The sequence below is a fragment of the Albimonas marina genome (assembly GCF_029223255.1).
Classification (GTDB): Bacteria; Pseudomonadota; Alphaproteobacteria; order Rhodobacterales; family Rhodobacteraceae; genus Albimonas.
The window spans coordinates 754,713-769,999 of record NZ_JARHUC010000002.1; the positions used below are offsets into that span (position 1 = coordinate 754,713).

The following is a 15,287-nucleotide window of genomic DNA, read 5'->3' on the forward strand; positions in this document are numbered from 1 at the left end:
GCCTGCCGGGGCGCGGCTCAGGCGGCTTTCTTGCCGGCCTGGGCCAGTTTGGCGAGGTCGCGGGCGATGGAGAAGGCGCCCTTGAGGCGGTCGGCCTCGGTCGCCCAGTCGCGCCGCACCACCACCTTGTTGTCCCGGATCTTGGCGAGGCCGCGCTGGTCCTGCAGCCACGAGGCGAGGCCCGCGGGGTTCGCGTACTTGTCGTCCCGGAACTGCAGCGTCGCGCCCTTCGGCCCGCCGTCGAGCTTGGCGATGCCGGCGCGCTTGCACAGCGCCTTCACCCGGACCACGCGCAGCAGCATCTCGACCTCGCGGGGCGGCTTGCCGAAACGGTCGTGGAGCTCGGCGGCGAAGCCCTCGAGCTCGGTCTTGGTCTCGAGGCCCGAGAGGCGGCGGTAGAGGCCGAGGCGCACGTCGAGGTCGGGCACGTAGTCCTCGGGGATCATCACCGGCACGCCGAGGCCGAGCTGGGGCGACCAGTCGCCGGAGTCGATGGGCCCCTCGGTCTCCCCCGACTTCATGCGCGCGATCGCCTCCTCCAGCATGTGCTGGTAGAGTTCGAAGCCGACCTCGCGGATGTGGCCGGACTGTTCCTCGCCCACGAGGTTGCCGGCGCCGCGGATATCGAGGTCGTGGGAGGCGAGCGTGAAGCCGGCCCCGAGGCTGTCGAGCGAGGCCAGCACCTTCAGGCGCTTCTCGGCCCCGTCCGTCAGGCGCTTGCGCGGCTCGGTGGTGAAATAGGCGTAGGCGCGCAGCTTCGAGCGGCCGACCCGGCCGCGGATCTGGTAGAGCTGCGCCAGGCCGAACATGTCCGCGCGGTGCACGATCAGGGTGTTGGCGCGGGGAATGTCGAGGCCGCTCTCGACGATGGTCGTCGCCAGCAGCACGTCGAACTTGCCGTCGTAGAAGGCGTTCATCCGCTCGTCGAGGTCGCCGGCGGCCATCTGGCCGGTGGCGGTGACGAAGGTGATCTCGGGCACCTGCTCGCGCAGGAACTCCTCGATCTCGGCGATGTCGGAGATGCGGGGGACCACGAAGAACGACTGGCCGCCGCGGAAATGCTCGCGCAGCAGGGCCTCGCGCACCGTCACCGGGTCGAACTCGGCGATGTAGGAGCGCACGGCGAGGCGGTCGACGGGGGGCGTGGCGATCACCGACAGTTCGCGCACGCCGGACATCGCCAGCGACAGCGTCCTGGGAATGGGCGTCGCGGTCATCGTCAGGACGTGGACGTCGGAGCGCAGCTCCTTCAGCCGCTCCTTGTGCTTCACGCCGAAGTGCTGCTCTTCGTCGATGATCAGCAGGCCCAGGTCCTTGAAGCGCACCCCCTGCGCCAGCAGCGCATGGGTGCCCACCACCACGTCCACCGTCCCGTCGGCGAGGCGCTTGCGGGTGTCCGCGGCCTCCTTCGCGGAGGTGAAGCGCGAGAGCTGGCGGACGTTCACCGGGAAGCCGCGGAAACGTTCCTCGAAGGTCTTGGCGTGCTGGCGGGCGAGCAGCGTGGTGGGGGCGACCACCGCCACCTGCATGCCCGACATGGCCGCCACGAAGGCGGCGCGCAGGGCCACCTCGGTCTTGCCGAAGCCGACGTCGCCGCAGATCAGCCGGTCCATCGGCGTGCCGGCGGCGAGGTCGCCCAGCACGTCCTCGATGGTCGAGAGCTGGTCGTCCGTCTCCTGGTAGGGGAAGCGGGCGCAGAATTCGTCCCAGGAGCCGTGGGGCGGCTCGAACTCCGGCGCCTTGCGCAGGGCGCGTTCGGCGGCGACCCGGATCAGGCGGTCCGCCATCTCGCGGATCCGCTCCTTCATCTTGGCCTTGCGGGCCTGCCAGGCGCCGCCGCCGAGCTTGTCGAGCAGCCCCGCCTCGTGGCCGTAGCGGCTCAGCAGCTCGATATTCTCGACCGGCAGGTAGAGCTTGTCGCCGCCGGCGTATTCCAGCATCGCGCAGTCGTGGGGGGCGCCGAGCGCCTGCACCGTCTCCAGCCCCAGGAACCGGCCGATGCCATGTTCCACATGGACGACGAGGTCGCCGGCGGAGAGGGTCGAGGCCTCGGTCAGGAAATTCTCGGCGCGCTTGCGGCGGCGGGGGGCGCGGATCAGGCGGTCGCCCAGCACGTCCTGCTCGGCCACCACGGCGAGCTCGGCGGTCTCGAACCCGTGCTCCAGCGGCCAGACGGCGAGGTTCACCAGGCCCGGCTTCACGTCGGCGAAGCGGTCGGCGAGGCGCCCGGCGGGGGCCTCGTGGTCTTCCAGCAGGGTCTTCACGCGGTCTCGCGCGCCCTCGGAATAGGTGGCGAAGATCACCGTCTTGGCCTTCACCAGGCCCTTGAGGTGGGTCGCCAGCGCGTCGAAGACGTTCACGCCCTCCTGCGCCCGCTCGGCGGCGAAGGTGCGCCCGAGGCGGCCGCCCATGTCCACGCAGCCGGGGCCCGGGGGCTGCGGCAGGGGCGAGAAGCGGCGCAGGTGACGGCCCGACAGCGCCTCGAGCCACTGGGCCTCGGAGAGGTACAGCAGGCCCGGGGGGCACGGCTTGTAGACCGCGGCGCCCATGGCCGGCTTCGACCCCTGGGCGTTCCTGCGGGCCTCGTAGTGGTCATGGACCATCTCCCAGCGGCTTTCGCGCGCCTCCTCGATCTGGTGGTCGAGGGTGACGGGGGCGCCGGGGAGATAGTCGAAGAGGGTCGAGAGCTCCTCGTGGAAGAAGGGCAGCCAGTGCTCCATGCCCTGCTGCTTGCGGCCGGCCGAGACCGCCTCGTAGAGCGGATCGTCGAGGCCGGCGGCGCCGAAGGTCTCGCGGTAGGCCTGGCGGAAGCGGGCGATGGCGGGCTCGTCGAGGATCACCTCGGAGACGGGCGCGAACTCGACTCGGCGGATCTTCTCGATGGTGCGCTGGGTCTCGGGGTCGAAGCGCCGCGCGCCGTCGAGCGTGTCGCCGAAGAGGTCGAGGCGCACCGGCGCCTCGGCCCCCGGGGGGAACACGTCCACCACGCCGCCGCGGATGGCGTGGTCGCCGGGCTCGGTCACCGTGGGGGCGCGGTTGAAGCCCATCCGGGTCAGGTATTCGCGCAGCGCGTCGAGATCGAGCGGCTTGCCGACCTCCGCCACGAAGGAGGCGGCGCGGACCACCGGCTTCGCCGGCACCCGCTGGGCGGCGGCGGCGAGGGTGGTCAGGATCACCGCCCGGCCGGGCAGCCCGTCGGCCAGCGCCGCCAGCGTCGCCATGCGCGCGGCCGAGATGTCGGCGTTGGGGCTGATGCGGTCGTAGGGCAGGCAGTCCCAGGCGGGGAAGCGCCAGATCGGCAGGTCGGGCGCGAAGAAGCCCAGCGCCTCGGCGAGCGCGGCGAGGCGCGCGTCGTCGCGGGCCACGTGGATCACCGGGCCGTCGGCCTTCGCCGCGAGGTCCGCGAGCAGCTTCGCGTCGAAGCCCTCGGGGGCGCCGCCGGTGAGGATGGTTCCGTGGGAGAGGGGGGCCTTGTCCGCCATCTGCGCGGAGATAGCGCCGGGGCGCCGCGCGCGCAAGCGTTCGCGCAACGTTCAGGGGGCGCGCGGGCGGGCGGAGGCGACGGCGCCCGGCGCGGCCGCCGCTGGGGAAGGGCCGGAGGGTCACGATCCGGAAACAATTCGTGCGGATCAGACCCCCTAGTCTCCCGGCGTCATCACGGCCACCTTCCCGACGACGCCGCGCCGGCCCCCCGATCCTCCCACCCCGGGCGCGGCAGACAGATCGAAGGACGAGACGATGACCAAGGTTCTGGTGCTCTATCACTCCATGTACGGCCATGTCGAAACGATGGCCCAGGCGGTCGCCGAGGGCGCGCGCGAGGCGGGCGCCCAGGTGGACGTGAAGCGCGTCCCCGAGACCATGCCCGAGGAGGCCTTCAAGGCCGCCGGCGGCAAGTGGGACCAGGCGGCGCCGGTCGCCAAGCCCGACGACCTGGCCGACTACGACGCGGTGATCATCGGCACCGGCACCCGCTTCGGCAACATGGCCGGGCAGATGCGCAACTTCCTCGACCAGACCGGCGGTCTGTGGGCGCAGGGCAAGCTGATCGGCAAGGTCGGCTCGGTGTTCGTGTCGACCGCGACCGGGACCGGCAACGAGTCCACCGCGCTGAGCACCCACATCACGATGCTCCATCACGGGATGGTCGTGGTGGGCGTGCCCTTCTCGACCCCCGAGCTGGGCATGATCGACGAGGTCCGCGGCGGCTCGGCCTACGGCGCCGGCACGCTGGCGGGCGGCGACGGCTCCCGCCAGCCGAGCGAGCGCGAGCTGTCGGTGGCCCGCAAGCAGGGCGCGCATGCCGCGACCGTGGCCGCCAAGCTCGCCAAGGGCGAGCAGGCGCTGGCCGAGGCCGCCTGAGCCTCGCGCGCCTCGCGACGATCCACGGAAGGGGCGGTCCGCCGGGCCGCCCCTTTCGCTTGCGCGCGGCGGGGCGGCGGATGAGGGCCGCAGGCGGAGTCGCGCCAGCGACGCCTCGCCCGGCGCCTGCGGCCCCCACGCCTCCGGCGCCACATGCCTGTGATCCTCGCCCCCTCCGGCTCCCCGATGTCTCTGGCTACCGCCGCCTCTGGACCCCGGCGCCCGGGCGGAGGCAGGATCGCCGCCCTTCCGACGATCCAGGACGCCCCCCGATGACCTCCGAGCCCAGGCCCGCCTTCGACCGCTCCATGGCCGAGCGCTACGACGAACGGAACCGGCCCCTCGCCCCGATCTCGCAGGCGCTGCATTTCCTTTCCGGCCTCGCGCTGGCCGGCGCGCCGGAGGGCGCGCGGGTGCTGAGCGTGGGCGTGGGCACGGGGGCCGAGATCCTGGCGCTCGCGCAGGCGCGGCCGGGGTGGCGCTTCGTGGGGGTCGACCCCTCGGCCGAGATGCTGGAGGTCTGCGCCGAACGCCTGTGCGCCGCCGGCCTGGCGGAGCGCTGCACCCTGGTCCAGGGCACGGTCGACGACGCGCCGCAGGGCCCGTTCGACGTGGCGCTGGCGATGCTGGTGGCGCATTTCGTGCCCGACGCCGAGCGGGAGGGGTTCTACCGCGGGATCCACGCGCGCCTCGTCCCCGGCGGGCGCTACCTGGGGGCCGAGATCTGCGCCGACCTCGACGCGCCGGAGTTCCCGCGGATGCTGGCGGACTGGGCGCAGGTGCAGCGCCTGATGGGGGCGAGCCCCGAGTCGCTCGCCGCCCTCCCCCGCCAGCTCCGCGAGACGCTGAGCGTGCTGACCCCCGAGCGGACCGCGTCCCACCTGCAGGCGGCGGGCTTCTCCCGCCCCACGCCGTTCTTCCAGGCCTTCATGATCCGGGGCGTCCACGCCGACGCCTGAGCGGGGACGACGCTTGCGCTGGCGCGGGACGGGCTTACTCTCCGGCAGCCTCTCCCCGCGCCGCGGGGCCCCGAGCGTTCCGGCCGCCCGCCGGCGGGGAGGGCGTCAAAAAGGATGCGCCAAGATGAGCGACCCGGCCCGAACCGCGCCCTCCGAGGCCGGCCCCCACCCCGCAGGCCCGCCCTGGATCGACCCGAGCATCCAGAGCCGGATCGCCTGGCGCGACGGGGACGTGGTGATCTCGGTCCCGCCCAAGAGCGGCACCACCTGGACGATGAACATCGTCCACCAGCTCCTCGCCGGCGGTCCGGCCGACTTCCGCGACATCTACGAGGAAGTCCCCTGGATGGAGTTCATCGGCTATCCCGGCCAGCCGGTGCAGGAGGTGGCCGACCGGATCGAGGCGATGCCGACCACGGCCCGGCGCGCCTTCAAGACCCACTCCGCCCCGCCCGACGCGCCGTTCCTGGCCGCGGGCGAGGGACCGGACGTGAAATACGTGGTGGTCTTCCGCAACCCCGAGGAGGCGCTCGTCTCCTTCCGCCCGTTCCTCGACCAGCATTCCGACGAGTGGTTCGCCCTGTGGGAGATGCCGCGCGAGGCGGTGTGCCGGCCGGACTTCCCCTCGTTCTACGCCGAGGTGATCGACCCGATGGGCATGCAGGGGGCGTTCTTCGGCTTCCTCGCCGCCTGGTGGCCGCTGCGGCGCGAGCCCAACGTGCTGTTCCTGCACTTCTCGGAGATGAAGCGCGACCACGAGGGCTCGGTCCGCCGCATCGCCGAGTTCCTGGGCGCCGATCCCGGCGAGGAGGCCTGGCCGCGGGTGCTGGAGCACGCCTCCTTCGGCTGGATGAAGCGGCACGAGGACAAGTTCGAGGCCCGCACCGCCGGCCGCGTGCCGATCCTCGATCCCGGCGCGATGATCCGCAAGGGCGAGACCGGACAGGCCGCCATCGACGGCATGACCCCGGAGATCTCGCGCCATCTGCGCGAGGTCGGGATGCGGATCTGCCCCGACGCCGACGCCGTGACCTGGCTCTACGAAGGCGGCCCGCTGCCCTGAGGCGCGCCTGCGCCGCCCGCCCCCGGCTGCGGGGGCGGGCGGCGGACGGCCCGGCTCAGGCCGCGGCTTCCATCGCGGCCTTGCCCTTGGCCATGGCCGCGCCCAGCGCCGGGCGGGACATGGCGCGGTCCTTGTAGGCGGCGAGCTTTTCGGTCAGCGGCCATTGGAACATCCGCTCGCCCCAGCTCAGCGTGTGGGCGATCAGGATGTCGGCGATGGTGAAGGTCTCGCCCATAACCCAGGGCCCCTTGCCCAGCATCCGCTCCAGCCGCTTCTGGGCCAGCTCGAACTCGTAGGCGCAGGTCGGCTTCACGGGGGAGCGCTTGTCCTCGGGGTGGATGAACTCGTTCTTGGCGGCGGTCCAGCAGGCGCCCTCCAGCTCGTCCACGCAGAACTGAACCGCGGCGTCCTGGCGGGCGCGCTCGAGCGTGCCGGCGGGGAAGGTCAGCGCGCCGTGGCGGTCGGCGAGGAAGGTGACGATGGCCACCGAATCGGCCACCGGCTCCCCGTCGACCAGCAGCACCGGCGCCTTGCCGGTGGCGTTCACGGCCAGCATCCGCTCGGTCTGGGGGCCGACGAGCTCCATGCTCCAGTCCTGGCCCATCTCCTCCAACGCCCACATCACGCGCAGGCTGCGGTTCCGCGGGTTTCCGACGATCGTGTACATCCGGGTCTCCTCCCTCCGCGCGCCCGGCCGGGCGCGCCGTCGCGCGACACGGAACGGCGCGGCGCGGCCGAGGTCAAGCCGGCGCGCGGGGCGCCGCGGGAACGTGATCGCGCCCGAAGGGGCCCCGCGCCGGCGCGAGAGCGCCGCCCGCCCTTGCCCGGCCCCGCCTCCCGGCGCCATAAGGTCGGCGCACTGCAAGGGAGCCGCCGCCGCGTGACCCAGACCCCGTCTTCCCCGACCGCGGGCGCCCGCCTGCCGCACCGCCACCTGCTGGGGATCGAGCAGCTCGGCCCCGCCGACGTGACCGCGATCCTCGACCTCGCCGAGGACTACGTGGCGCTGAACCGGACGCGGGATAAGAAGAAGACGACCCTGCGCGGCCTCACCCAGATCAACCTGTTCTTCGAGAACTCGACCCGCACCCAGGCGAGCTTCGAGATCGCGGGCAAGCGCCTGGGCGCGGACGTGATGAACATGAGCGTGCGCACCTCCTCGATGTCGAAGGGCGAGACGCTGCTCGACACCGCCGCCACGCTCAACGCCATGCACCCCGACCTGATCGTGGTGCGCCACCAGCACTCGGGCGCCGTGGCGCTGCTGGCCCAGAAGGTGGACGCGTCCGTCATCAACGCCGGCGACGGGCGCCACGAGCACCCGACCCAGGCGCTGCTCGACGCGCTGACCATCCGCAGGCGGAAGGGCCGCCTGCACCGGCTGACCGTGGCCATCTGCGGGGACGTCGCCCACTCCCGCGTCGCCCGCTCCAACATGATCCTGCTGGGGATGATGGAGAACCGGGTGCGCGTGGTCTCGCCCCCCACCCTTCTGCCGCCCGAGATCGACCGCTACGGCGTCGAGGTCTTCCACGACATGGAGAAGGGGCTCGAGGGCGCGGACGTGGTGATGATGCTGCGCCTGCAGCAGGAGCGGATGGACGGCGCCTTCGTCCCCTCCCAGCGCGAGTATTTCCACCGCTTCGGCCTCGATCACCGCAAGCTCGCCTGCGCCAAGCCCGACGCCATCGTGATGCACCCCGGCCCGATGAACCGCGGCGTCGAGATCGACGCGCTGGTCGCCGACGACCCCGAGCGCTCGGTGATCGGCGAGCAGGTGGAGATGGGCGTGGCGGTGCGCATGGCGGTGCTGGAGCTGCTGGCCGAGGCGCAGGGGGCGCCGGCGTGAGCAGCCCCTCGCCCGAGCAGGTCCGCGCCGCCTGGGCCGCGACCCTCGCGCCCGGGGAGCGGCTGCTGTGGACCGGCGCGCCGGCGCCGCGCAGCCCGGGCGACTGGGCCGTCGGGGCCATGGCGCTCGTCTTCGCCGCGCTCGGGATCTGGCTGCCGGTGCAGGCGGCGCTGAACGGCGACGGCCTGGGCGACCTGCTGACGACGCGGGGCGCCGTGATCGCCGGCGTCGGTCTTCTGCCGCTCGGGCTGGGGGCGCTGATGCTCGCCGCCGCGACCGAGACCATCGTGAACCGGCCCCGCACCCGCTATGCGCTGACCGACCTGCGCGCCATCGTCATGACCTTCCGGCGCAGGCCGCGCGAGACCGCCCTCGCCTGGGCCGAGATCGGCCCCCCGCAGCGCGACGAGCGCGGCGCGCGGGTGCTGTTCGGCGTCCCCGCCTCCTCGCGCCGCACCGCGCCGCGCCCGATCCGCGGGCGCAGCCTGCGCCGGCTGGGCGACGGGTTCGCCTTCGCCGTCGACGACCAGACCGAGGCCGTGCACGACGCCGCCGTGCGCGCCTGGGCCGCCGCCACCACGCCCCTTCCGCTCCGATCCGGAGACCCTCGCCGATGACCTCGCTGCTGCTGCGCGACGCCCTGCTGATCGACCCCGAGGCCGGGACCGAGGCCCGCGGCGACCTGTTGATCGAGGACGGGCGCATATCGGCCGTCGGCGACGCAGCCGCCGCGAAGCCCGAGCGCGTGATCGACTGCAACGGCCGCGCCCTCGCCCCCGGCATCGTCGACATGTCCGTCTACGTCGGAGAGCCCGGCGCCCGCCATCGCGAGAGCTACCGCACCGCCGGCCTCGCCGCCGCCGCGGGCGGCGTCACCACGCTGGTGGTTCGCCCCGACACCGATCCCGTGGCGGACGACCCGGCGGTTCTGGAATTCGCCCTGCGCCGCGCCGCCGCCGTCTGCCCGGTGAACGTGAAGCTGATGGGCGCGCTGACCCAGGGCTGCGCCGGCAAGCGGATGTCGGAGATGGGGTTCCTGAGCGACGCCGGCGCCGTCGCCTTCACCGACGGCGACCACCCCGTCGCCGACCCCACCGTGTTCCGCCGGGCGCTGACCTACGCCCGCTCGCTCGACGCGCTGGTGATCCACCACCCGCAGGAGCCGATCCTCTCCGCCCAAGGCTGCGCGACCGAGAGCTTCTTCGCCGCCAAGTCCGGCCTGCCCGGCATCCCCGCCATGGCCGAGCGCATGCAGCTCGAGCGCGACCTCGCGCTGGTGGAGCTGACGGGCGCGCGCTACCACGCCGACCAGCTCTCCACCCGCGGCGCGCTGGAGGTGCTGGAGCGGGGCAAGCGGGCGGGCCTGAAGATCTCGGCCGGCGCCTCGATCCATCACCTGACGCTCAACGAGCTCGACATCGAGCCCTACCGCACCTTCTTCAAGCTGCGCCCGCCGCTCCGCGCGGAGGAAGACCGCCAGGCCCTGGTGCAGGCGGTCGCCGACGGGCTGGTGGACGTGATCACCTCCGCCCACCTGCCCCAGGACGAGGAGCTCAAGCGCCTGCCCTACGAGCAGGCCGCCCATGGCGCCGTGGGGCTGGAGACCTTGCTGCCCGCCGCGCTGCAGCTGGTGCATGCGGGGGCGCTGGACCTGCCCACGCTCTTCGCGCGCCTCAGCCTCGCGCCCGCGCGGCTGCTGGGGCTGGAGGCGGGGCGCCTCGCGCCCGGGGCGCCGGCGGACCTGGTGCTGTTCGATCCCGGCGCGCCCTGGGTGCTGGACCGGGCGACGCTGAATTCCCGCTCGAAGAACACGCCCTACGACCTGCGCACCATGCAGGGGCGTGTGCTGCGCAGCTTCGTGGCGGGCGTCGAAGTCTACGCGCGGGAGGCGCAGGCGGCATGACCCGGTTCATTCCCGAATGGCTGCGCGCCCTGCTGGGCGAGGCCGCGGCCCCCGGCCTCGACGCCGCCCTGCCGTACCTGCTGGGGGCGCTGGTCCTGGGCTACCTGCTCGGCTCGATCCCCATGGGGGTGCTGCTCAGCCGGGTGTTCGGCCTGGGGGACCTGACCAAGGTCGGCTCGGGCAACATCGGGGCGACCAACGTCCTGCGCACGGGCAACAAGACGGCCGCGGCGCTGACGCTGCTGCTGGACGCGGGCAAGGGCGCGGCGGCGGTGCTGATCGCGGGCATGTGGGGCCCGGACGCCGCGGTGCTGGGCGCCTGCGGGGCGATGATCGGCCACTGCTTTCCCATCTGGCTGCGCTTTCGGGGCGGCAAGGGGGTGGCCACGATCCTGGGCTGCACCCTGGCGCTGAGCTGGCCCGCGGGGCTCGTCTGCCTCGCCGTCTGGCTGGGGGCGGCGGCGCTGACCCGCTACTCCTCCGTCGGCGGTCTGGCGGCGGCGGCGGCCTCGCCGCTGGCGCTGTGGGGTTTCGGGCGGCTGGAGGCGGTGGGGCTGTTCGTGCTGCTCGCCCTGCTGGTCTGGGCCAAGCACCACGAGAACCTCGGCCGCCTGCTGCGCGGGCAGGAGACGAAGATCGGCGCGAAGTCGAAACGCTGACGGGCGGCGCGAGCGATTAACCCGCGTTTAACCCTGAGGGCGTCATCTGCCGGGGTCTTCCACAGGAGGCCCCATGCAGCCGCGCCTGGACCTGAGCCGTCCCGCGACCCCGGTTCCCGCCCCGCCCCCCGCGACGCTTTCGGAGGCGGAGGCGCTCGACGCCCTGCGCCTGGCGCGAAGCCGCAACGTCGGGCCCTCCACCTGGGTGCGCCTGGTGCGCCGCTTCGGAACCCCCGCCCGCGCGCTCGACGCCCTGCCCGGCCTCGCCGGCCGCGGCGGCGCGTCGGGCGTGACCGTGGCCTCCCTCGCGCAGGCGGAGCGGGAGCTCGGCGCCGGCCTCTCCGCCGGCGCGCGCCTGCTGGTCTGGGACCGGCCGGGCTACCCCGAGGCGCTGGCCCGCATCCCCGATCCCCCTCCGGTGCTGTGGGTGCGCGGCGATCCCGCGGCGCTGATGCGGCCCGCGGTCGCCATCGTGGGGGCGCGCAACGCCTCGGCGGTGGGCCTGCGCGTGGCGCGGCTGCTGGCGGCGGAGCTGGGGCGCAAGGGCCTGTGGACCGTCTCGGGCCTCGCGCGCGGGGTGGACGGGGCGGCCCATGACGCCGCCCTCTCCGCGGCCGGGGACGGCGGCGGCACGGTGGCGGCGGTGGCGGGCTGCGTGCAGGCGGTCTACCCGTCCGAACATGCCGAGCTGGCCGGGCGCATCGCGCAGGGCGGCGGCGCCGTCGTCTCCGAGGCGCCCATCGGCCTCGCCCCCCAGGGCCGCCACTTCCCCCGCCGCAACCGGGTGATCGCGGGTCTCTCGCGCGCGGTGATCCTGATCGAGGCGGCGGCGCGCTCCGGCTCCCTCATCACCGCCGAGTTCGCGCTGGAGCAGGGGCGGGAGGTCCTGGCGGTTCCCGGCTCCCCCCTCGATCCGCGCTCGGAGGGGGGGAACGCCCTGATCCGCCAGGGCGCGGCCCTCGTGCGCCACGCCGAGGACGTGATCGAGGCGCTGGAGGCCGCGGCCGCCCTGCCCGACCTCGCCCCCGCCCTGCCGGAGCCAGAGGCGGCCCCTGACCCGGAACCCGGGACGCCCGACGCGCCCGGCCTCGCCGATCCCGGCGCCGGGTTCGCGCGCCCGCCGCTCTCGGCCGCGCAGCGCGACGCGGCGCTGCGCGCGCAGGTGCGCGAGTTGCTGGGCCTCGCCCCGGTGGAGGAGGACGAGCTCGCCCGCCTCTCCGGCGCCCCGCTCTCGGCGCTGGCCGACGTGCTGCTGGAGCTGGAGCTCGCCGGCCGCCTCGACCGCCGCCCCGGCGGGCTGGTGGCGCTGCTGCCGGAGTGAGGGCGAGGCCCCGGCCGCCGACCGCGGAGGACCGGGCGCCCGCCGACCGGTGCCGCCCCGGGACGCCTCCCCTCTCCGACGCCCCTCTCCGACGCCCCTGTCCGACAGGGACGCCTCCGCTGTCCGACGGAAAGGCGTGGTTCCGCCCTGCCCCGTCTCCTCCCGCGCCCCCGTGAACACGCAAAGGCCCCCGCCGGGGCGGGGGCCCTGAGGGCCGCGCGTCTGCGCGGCCCGAGGCGAAAGGACTGCCCGCGTCAGCGGGCGCCGCATGACAGGCGCGTCAGACGAGCTCGGCGGCGCGGGCGGCGGCGACGCGCAGGCGCTCGGCCTCGGCCTTGGCTTCGGCGAGGCGCTCGCGGTTCTCCTCGACCACCTCCTCGGGGGCCTTCGAGAGGAAACCGGGGTTCGAGAGCTTCTTCTCGATGCCCGCGGCCTCCTTCTCGACCTTGCTCAGCGCCTTCTCGAGCCGCGCCTTCTCGGCCTTGCCGTCGACGATCCCCGCCAGCGGCAGCGCCAGCGCGCCGCCCGCCACTGGGATCGTGGCCGCGCCCTTCGGCGCCTCGGCCGCGCGAGAGAACCCATCGACGCGCGCCAGCCGCTCGATCAGCGGCAGGTCCTCGGCGATGGCGGCCTCGAGGTCCGCGTCGCCGTCCACCAGCAGCAGGGCGAGCTTGGCCGAGGGCGGCACGTTCATCTCCGCGCGCACCGAGCGGATCGCCTCGATCAGCGACACCAGCCGGCCCACGCGGGCGTCCGCCGCCGGGTCGGCCAGCGCGGCGTCGAGCGCCGGCCAGTCGGCGTGGATCAGCATCTTCGTGCGCGAGGCGATCTGGCCCCACAGCGCCTCGGTCACGTAGGGCATGAACGGGTGCAGCAGCTTCAGGCACTGGTCGATGGCCCAGGCGAGCGTCGCGCGCGTCTCGTCCTTCGCCGGCCCGTCCTCGCCCATCAGCAGGGGCTTGGCGAACTCGACGTACCAGTCGCAGACCACGCCCCAGACATGACCGTAGAGCGCGTTGGCCGCGTCGTTGAAGCGGTAGTCGGCCAGGGCCTGGTCGACGGTCGCGGCGATGCGCGCCGTCTCGCCCACGATCCAGCGGTTGACCGGCGCCTGCACGGCGGCGGGGTCGAAGCCCACGACCGGCTTGCACTCGTTCATCTCGGCGAAGCGGGCGGCGTTCCACAGCTTCGTCGCGAAGTTGCGATAGCCGGCGACGCGGGAGACCGCGAGCTTGATGTCCCGCCCCATCGCCGCCATCGAGGCCAGCGTGAAGCGCATCGCGTCCGCCCCGTACTCGTCGATCAGGTCGAGCGGGTCGATGACGTTGCCCAGGCTCTTCGACATCTTCTTGCCCTTCTCGTCGCGGACGAGGGCGTGGACGTAGACGTCGTGGAACGGAACCTGCGGGCGGCCGGCCTCGTCCTTCATGAAGTGCAGGCCCATCATCATCATCCGGGCGACCCAGAAGAAGATGATGTCGAAGCCGGTGATCAGGACCGAGGTCGGGTAGTATTTCGCCAGCTCCGGCGTCGCCTCCGGCCACCCGAAGGTGCCCTGCGGCCAGAGGCCGGAGGAGAACCAGGTGTCGAGCACGTCGGGATCGCGCGTCAGCTCGACCTCGCCCTCGTAATGGGCGCGGGCCGCGGCCAGCGCCTCGGCCTCGGTCATCTCGCAGAAGATCTTGCCGTCCGGGCCGTACCACACCGGGATCTGGTGGCCCCACCACAGCTGGCGCGAGATGCACCAGGGCTCAATGTTCTCCATCCAGTGGTCGTAGGTCTTCACCCAGTTGGCGGGGTGGAAGGTGGTGCGGCCGTCATGGGCGGCGGCCAGCGCCTCCTTCGCGAGCGTCTGGGCGTCGACGAACCACTGGTCGGTCAGCCAGGGCTCCACCGGGACCTTGGAGCGGTCGCCGTGGGGCACCACGTGCTGCTCGTCGTCGATGCCGTCGAGCCAGCCCTGCGCCTCGGCGAGGTCCACGATCGCCTTGCGGGCGACGAAGCGGTCGAGGCCGTCGAGGGACATCGCCTCGGGCGAGGGCGAACAGCCCTCGAGGAACTCGGCGTTGTCCTTCACCGTGATCGCGGCGCGCGAGGTCATGACGTTGATGCGCGGCAGGCCGGCGCGCTTGCCGACCTCGAAGTCGTTGAAGTCGTGCGCGGGGGTGATCTTCACCGCGCCGGTGCCCTTGGTGGGGTCGGCGTGCTCGTCGGCGACGATGGGGATGCGCCGGCCGACCAGCGGCAGGACGACCGACTTGCCCACCAGGCCCGCATAGCGCACGTCGTCGGCCGCGACCGCGACGCCGGTGTCGCCCAGCATGGTCTCGGGGCGGGTGGTGGCGACGACGATGTAGTCGCGCTCCTCCCACGCCTCGGGGTCGTCGTCGTCGGTCGTCCAGGGGCGCAGCACCGGCTCGCCGTCGATCTCCTCGCGCACCATCGGGTGGTCGTAGGTCTCGCCGTCGGCCAGCTTGTAGCGGAAGCGCCAGAGGTGGCCCTTCTCCTCGACCTGCTCGACCTCGAGGTCGGAGATCGCCGTCTCGAAATGCGGGTCCCAGTTCACCAGGCGCTTGTCGCGGTAGATCAGGCCGGCGCGGTGCAGCTCGACGAAGACTTTCAGGACGGCGTCGTGGAAGTTGCCGTCCTCGCCCTCGGGCGCGCCGGGCGCGCCGGACATGGTGAAGGCGTTGCGCGACCAGTCGCAGCTCGCGCCCAGGCGGCGGAGCTGGTTGAGGATGGTCGAGCCGCTCTCGGCCTTCCATTCCCAGACCTTCTTCGTGAAGGCCTCGCGGCCCATCTCGCGGCGGCCGGCGTTGCCCTCGGCGGCCAGCTTGCGCTCGACCACCATCTGGGTGGCGATGCCGGCGTGGTCCTGGCCGGGCTGCCACAGGGTGTCGTAGCCCTGCATGCGCTTCCAGCGGATCAGGATGTCCTGCAGCGTGTTGTTCAGCGCGTGGCCGATGTGGAGGCTGCCCGTCACGTTGGGCGGCGGGATCACGATCGAGAAGGCTTCCGCCCCCGGCTTGGCGTTGGCGCCGGCGGCGAAGGCGCCGGCCTCCTCCCAGCGGGCGTAGATCTCGGGTTCCGCCGAGGCGGCGTCGAAGGTCTTTTCCATGGGCATGGCGCGGGCGTCCGGGTCGGGAATTTCGCGAGGCGTCGAGATGTCCC

11 protein-coding genes are annotated in these 15,287 nt (G+C 73.4%); 8 read left to right on the plus strand and 3 right to left on the minus strand.

Annotated features, from left to right (window positions below):
* Positions 1–17 precede the first annotated feature (17 nt).
* Positions 18–3,482, minus strand: coding sequence for a transcription-repair coupling factor (gene mfd, locus P2H44_RS07215; RefSeq protein WP_275762796.1), 3,465 nt, complete (start codon positions 3,480–3,482; stop codon positions 18–20).
* 256 nt (positions 3,483–3,738) lie between these two features.
* On the opposite strand from mfd, the gene wrbA reads away from it, so the two are divergent.
* The 3 genes from wrbA to P2H44_RS07230 all read left to right on the plus strand — a co-directional run bounded on the left by wrbA (position 3,739) and on the right by P2H44_RS07230 (position 6,384).
* The gene (gene wrbA / locus P2H44_RS07220; protein WP_275762797.1) at positions 3,739–4,362 is read left to right on the plus strand and encodes an NAD(P)H:quinone oxidoreductase; all 624 of its coding nucleotides are present in this window, start codon (positions 3,739–3,741) and stop codon (positions 4,360–4,362) included.
* A 272-nt stretch (positions 4,363–4,634) separates the two neighbouring features.
* On the plus strand, positions 4,635–5,321 hold the full coding sequence (locus P2H44_RS07225; protein ID WP_275762798.1) for a class I SAM-dependent methyltransferase: 687 nt from the start codon (positions 4,635–4,637) through the stop codon (positions 5,319–5,321).
* Between the two features lie 124 nt (positions 5,322–5,445).
* Positions 5,446–6,384 (plus strand): sulfotransferase domain-containing protein, encoded by a 939-nt coding sequence (locus P2H44_RS07230; RefSeq protein ID WP_275762799.1) that lies wholly within the window; start codon positions 5,446–5,448, stop codon positions 6,382–6,384.
* A 55-nt stretch (positions 6,385–6,439) separates the two neighbouring features.
* Here P2H44_RS07230 and P2H44_RS07235 read toward each other — a convergent pair whose 3' ends face one another.
* Positions 6,440–7,051 (minus strand): glutathione S-transferase family protein, encoded by a 612-nt coding sequence (locus P2H44_RS07235; protein WP_275762800.1) that lies wholly within the window; start codon positions 7,049–7,051, stop codon positions 6,440–6,442.
* 213 nt (positions 7,052–7,264) lie between these two features.
* On the opposite strand from P2H44_RS07235, the gene P2H44_RS07240 reads away from it, so the two are divergent.
* From P2H44_RS07240 to dprA, 5 genes are all read left to right on the plus strand, one after another.
* A complete protein-coding gene (locus tag P2H44_RS07240) occupies positions 7,265–8,233 on the plus strand; it encodes an aspartate carbamoyltransferase catalytic subunit (RefSeq protein ID WP_275762801.1) in 969 nt (322 codons plus the stop codon).
* Positions 8,230–8,850, plus strand: a complete 621-nt coding sequence (locus tag P2H44_RS07245) for a hypothetical protein (protein ID WP_275762802.1) — start codon at positions 8,230–8,232, stop codon at positions 8,848–8,850. The genes P2H44_RS07240 and P2H44_RS07245 overlap by 4 nt, the downstream gene beginning before the upstream one ends.
* The gene (gene pyrC / locus P2H44_RS07250) at positions 8,847–10,136 is read left to right on the plus strand and encodes a dihydroorotase (RefSeq protein WP_275762803.1); all 1,290 of its coding nucleotides are present in this window, start codon (positions 8,847–8,849) and stop codon (positions 10,134–10,136) included. The genes P2H44_RS07245 and pyrC overlap by 4 nt, the downstream gene beginning before the upstream one ends.
* On the plus strand, positions 10,133–10,795 hold the full coding sequence (gene plsY / locus P2H44_RS07255) for a glycerol-3-phosphate 1-O-acyltransferase PlsY (protein WP_275762804.1): 663 nt from the start codon (positions 10,133–10,135) through the stop codon (positions 10,793–10,795). The genes pyrC and plsY overlap by 4 nt, the downstream gene beginning before the upstream one ends.
* Positions 10,796–10,868: 73 nt before the next feature.
* A complete protein-coding gene (dprA, locus tag P2H44_RS07260; protein WP_275762805.1) occupies positions 10,869–12,116 on the plus strand; it encodes a DNA-processing protein DprA in 1,248 nt (415 codons plus the stop codon).
* A gap of 280 nt (positions 12,117–12,396) precedes the next feature.
* Here dprA and P2H44_RS07265 read toward each other — a convergent pair whose 3' ends face one another.
* Positions 12,397–15,240: a valine--tRNA ligase gene (locus tag P2H44_RS07265; RefSeq protein ID WP_275762806.1), complete on the minus strand. Its 2,844-nt coding sequence runs from the start codon at positions 15,238–15,240 to the stop codon at positions 12,397–12,399.
* Positions 15,241–15,287: the final 47 nt, after the last annotated feature.

Coding starts and splice junctions, on each gene's coding strand:
- mfd (WP_275762796.1), bottom strand. CDS start 3,482: ATGGCGGACAAGGCCCCCCTCTCCCACGGAACCATCCTCACCGGCGGC.
- wrbA (WP_275762797.1), top strand. CDS start 3,739: ATGACCAAGGTTCTGGTGCTCTATCACTCCATGTACGGCCATGTCGAA.
- P2H44_RS07225 (WP_275762798.1), top strand. CDS start 4,635: ATGACCTCCGAGCCCAGGCCCGCCTTCGACCGCTCCATGGCCGAGCGC.
- P2H44_RS07230 (WP_275762799.1), top strand. CDS start 5,446: ATGAGCGACCCGGCCCGAACCGCGCCCTCCGAGGCCGGCCCCCACCCC.
- P2H44_RS07235 (WP_275762800.1), bottom strand. CDS start 7,051: ATGTACACGATCGTCGGAAACCCGCGGAACCGCAGCCTGCGCGTGATG.
- pyrC (WP_275762803.1), top strand. CDS start 8,847: ATGACCTCGCTGCTGCTGCGCGACGCCCTGCTGATCGACCCCGAGGCC.
- plsY (WP_275762804.1), top strand. CDS start 10,133: ATGACCCGGTTCATTCCCGAATGGCTGCGCGCCCTGCTGGGCGAGGCC.
- dprA (WP_275762805.1), top strand. CDS start 10,869: ATGCAGCCGCGCCTGGACCTGAGCCGTCCCGCGACCCCGGTTCCCGCC.
- P2H44_RS07265 (WP_275762806.1), bottom strand. CDS start 15,240: ATGCCCATGGAAAAGACCTTCGACGCCGCCTCGGCGGAACCCGAGATC.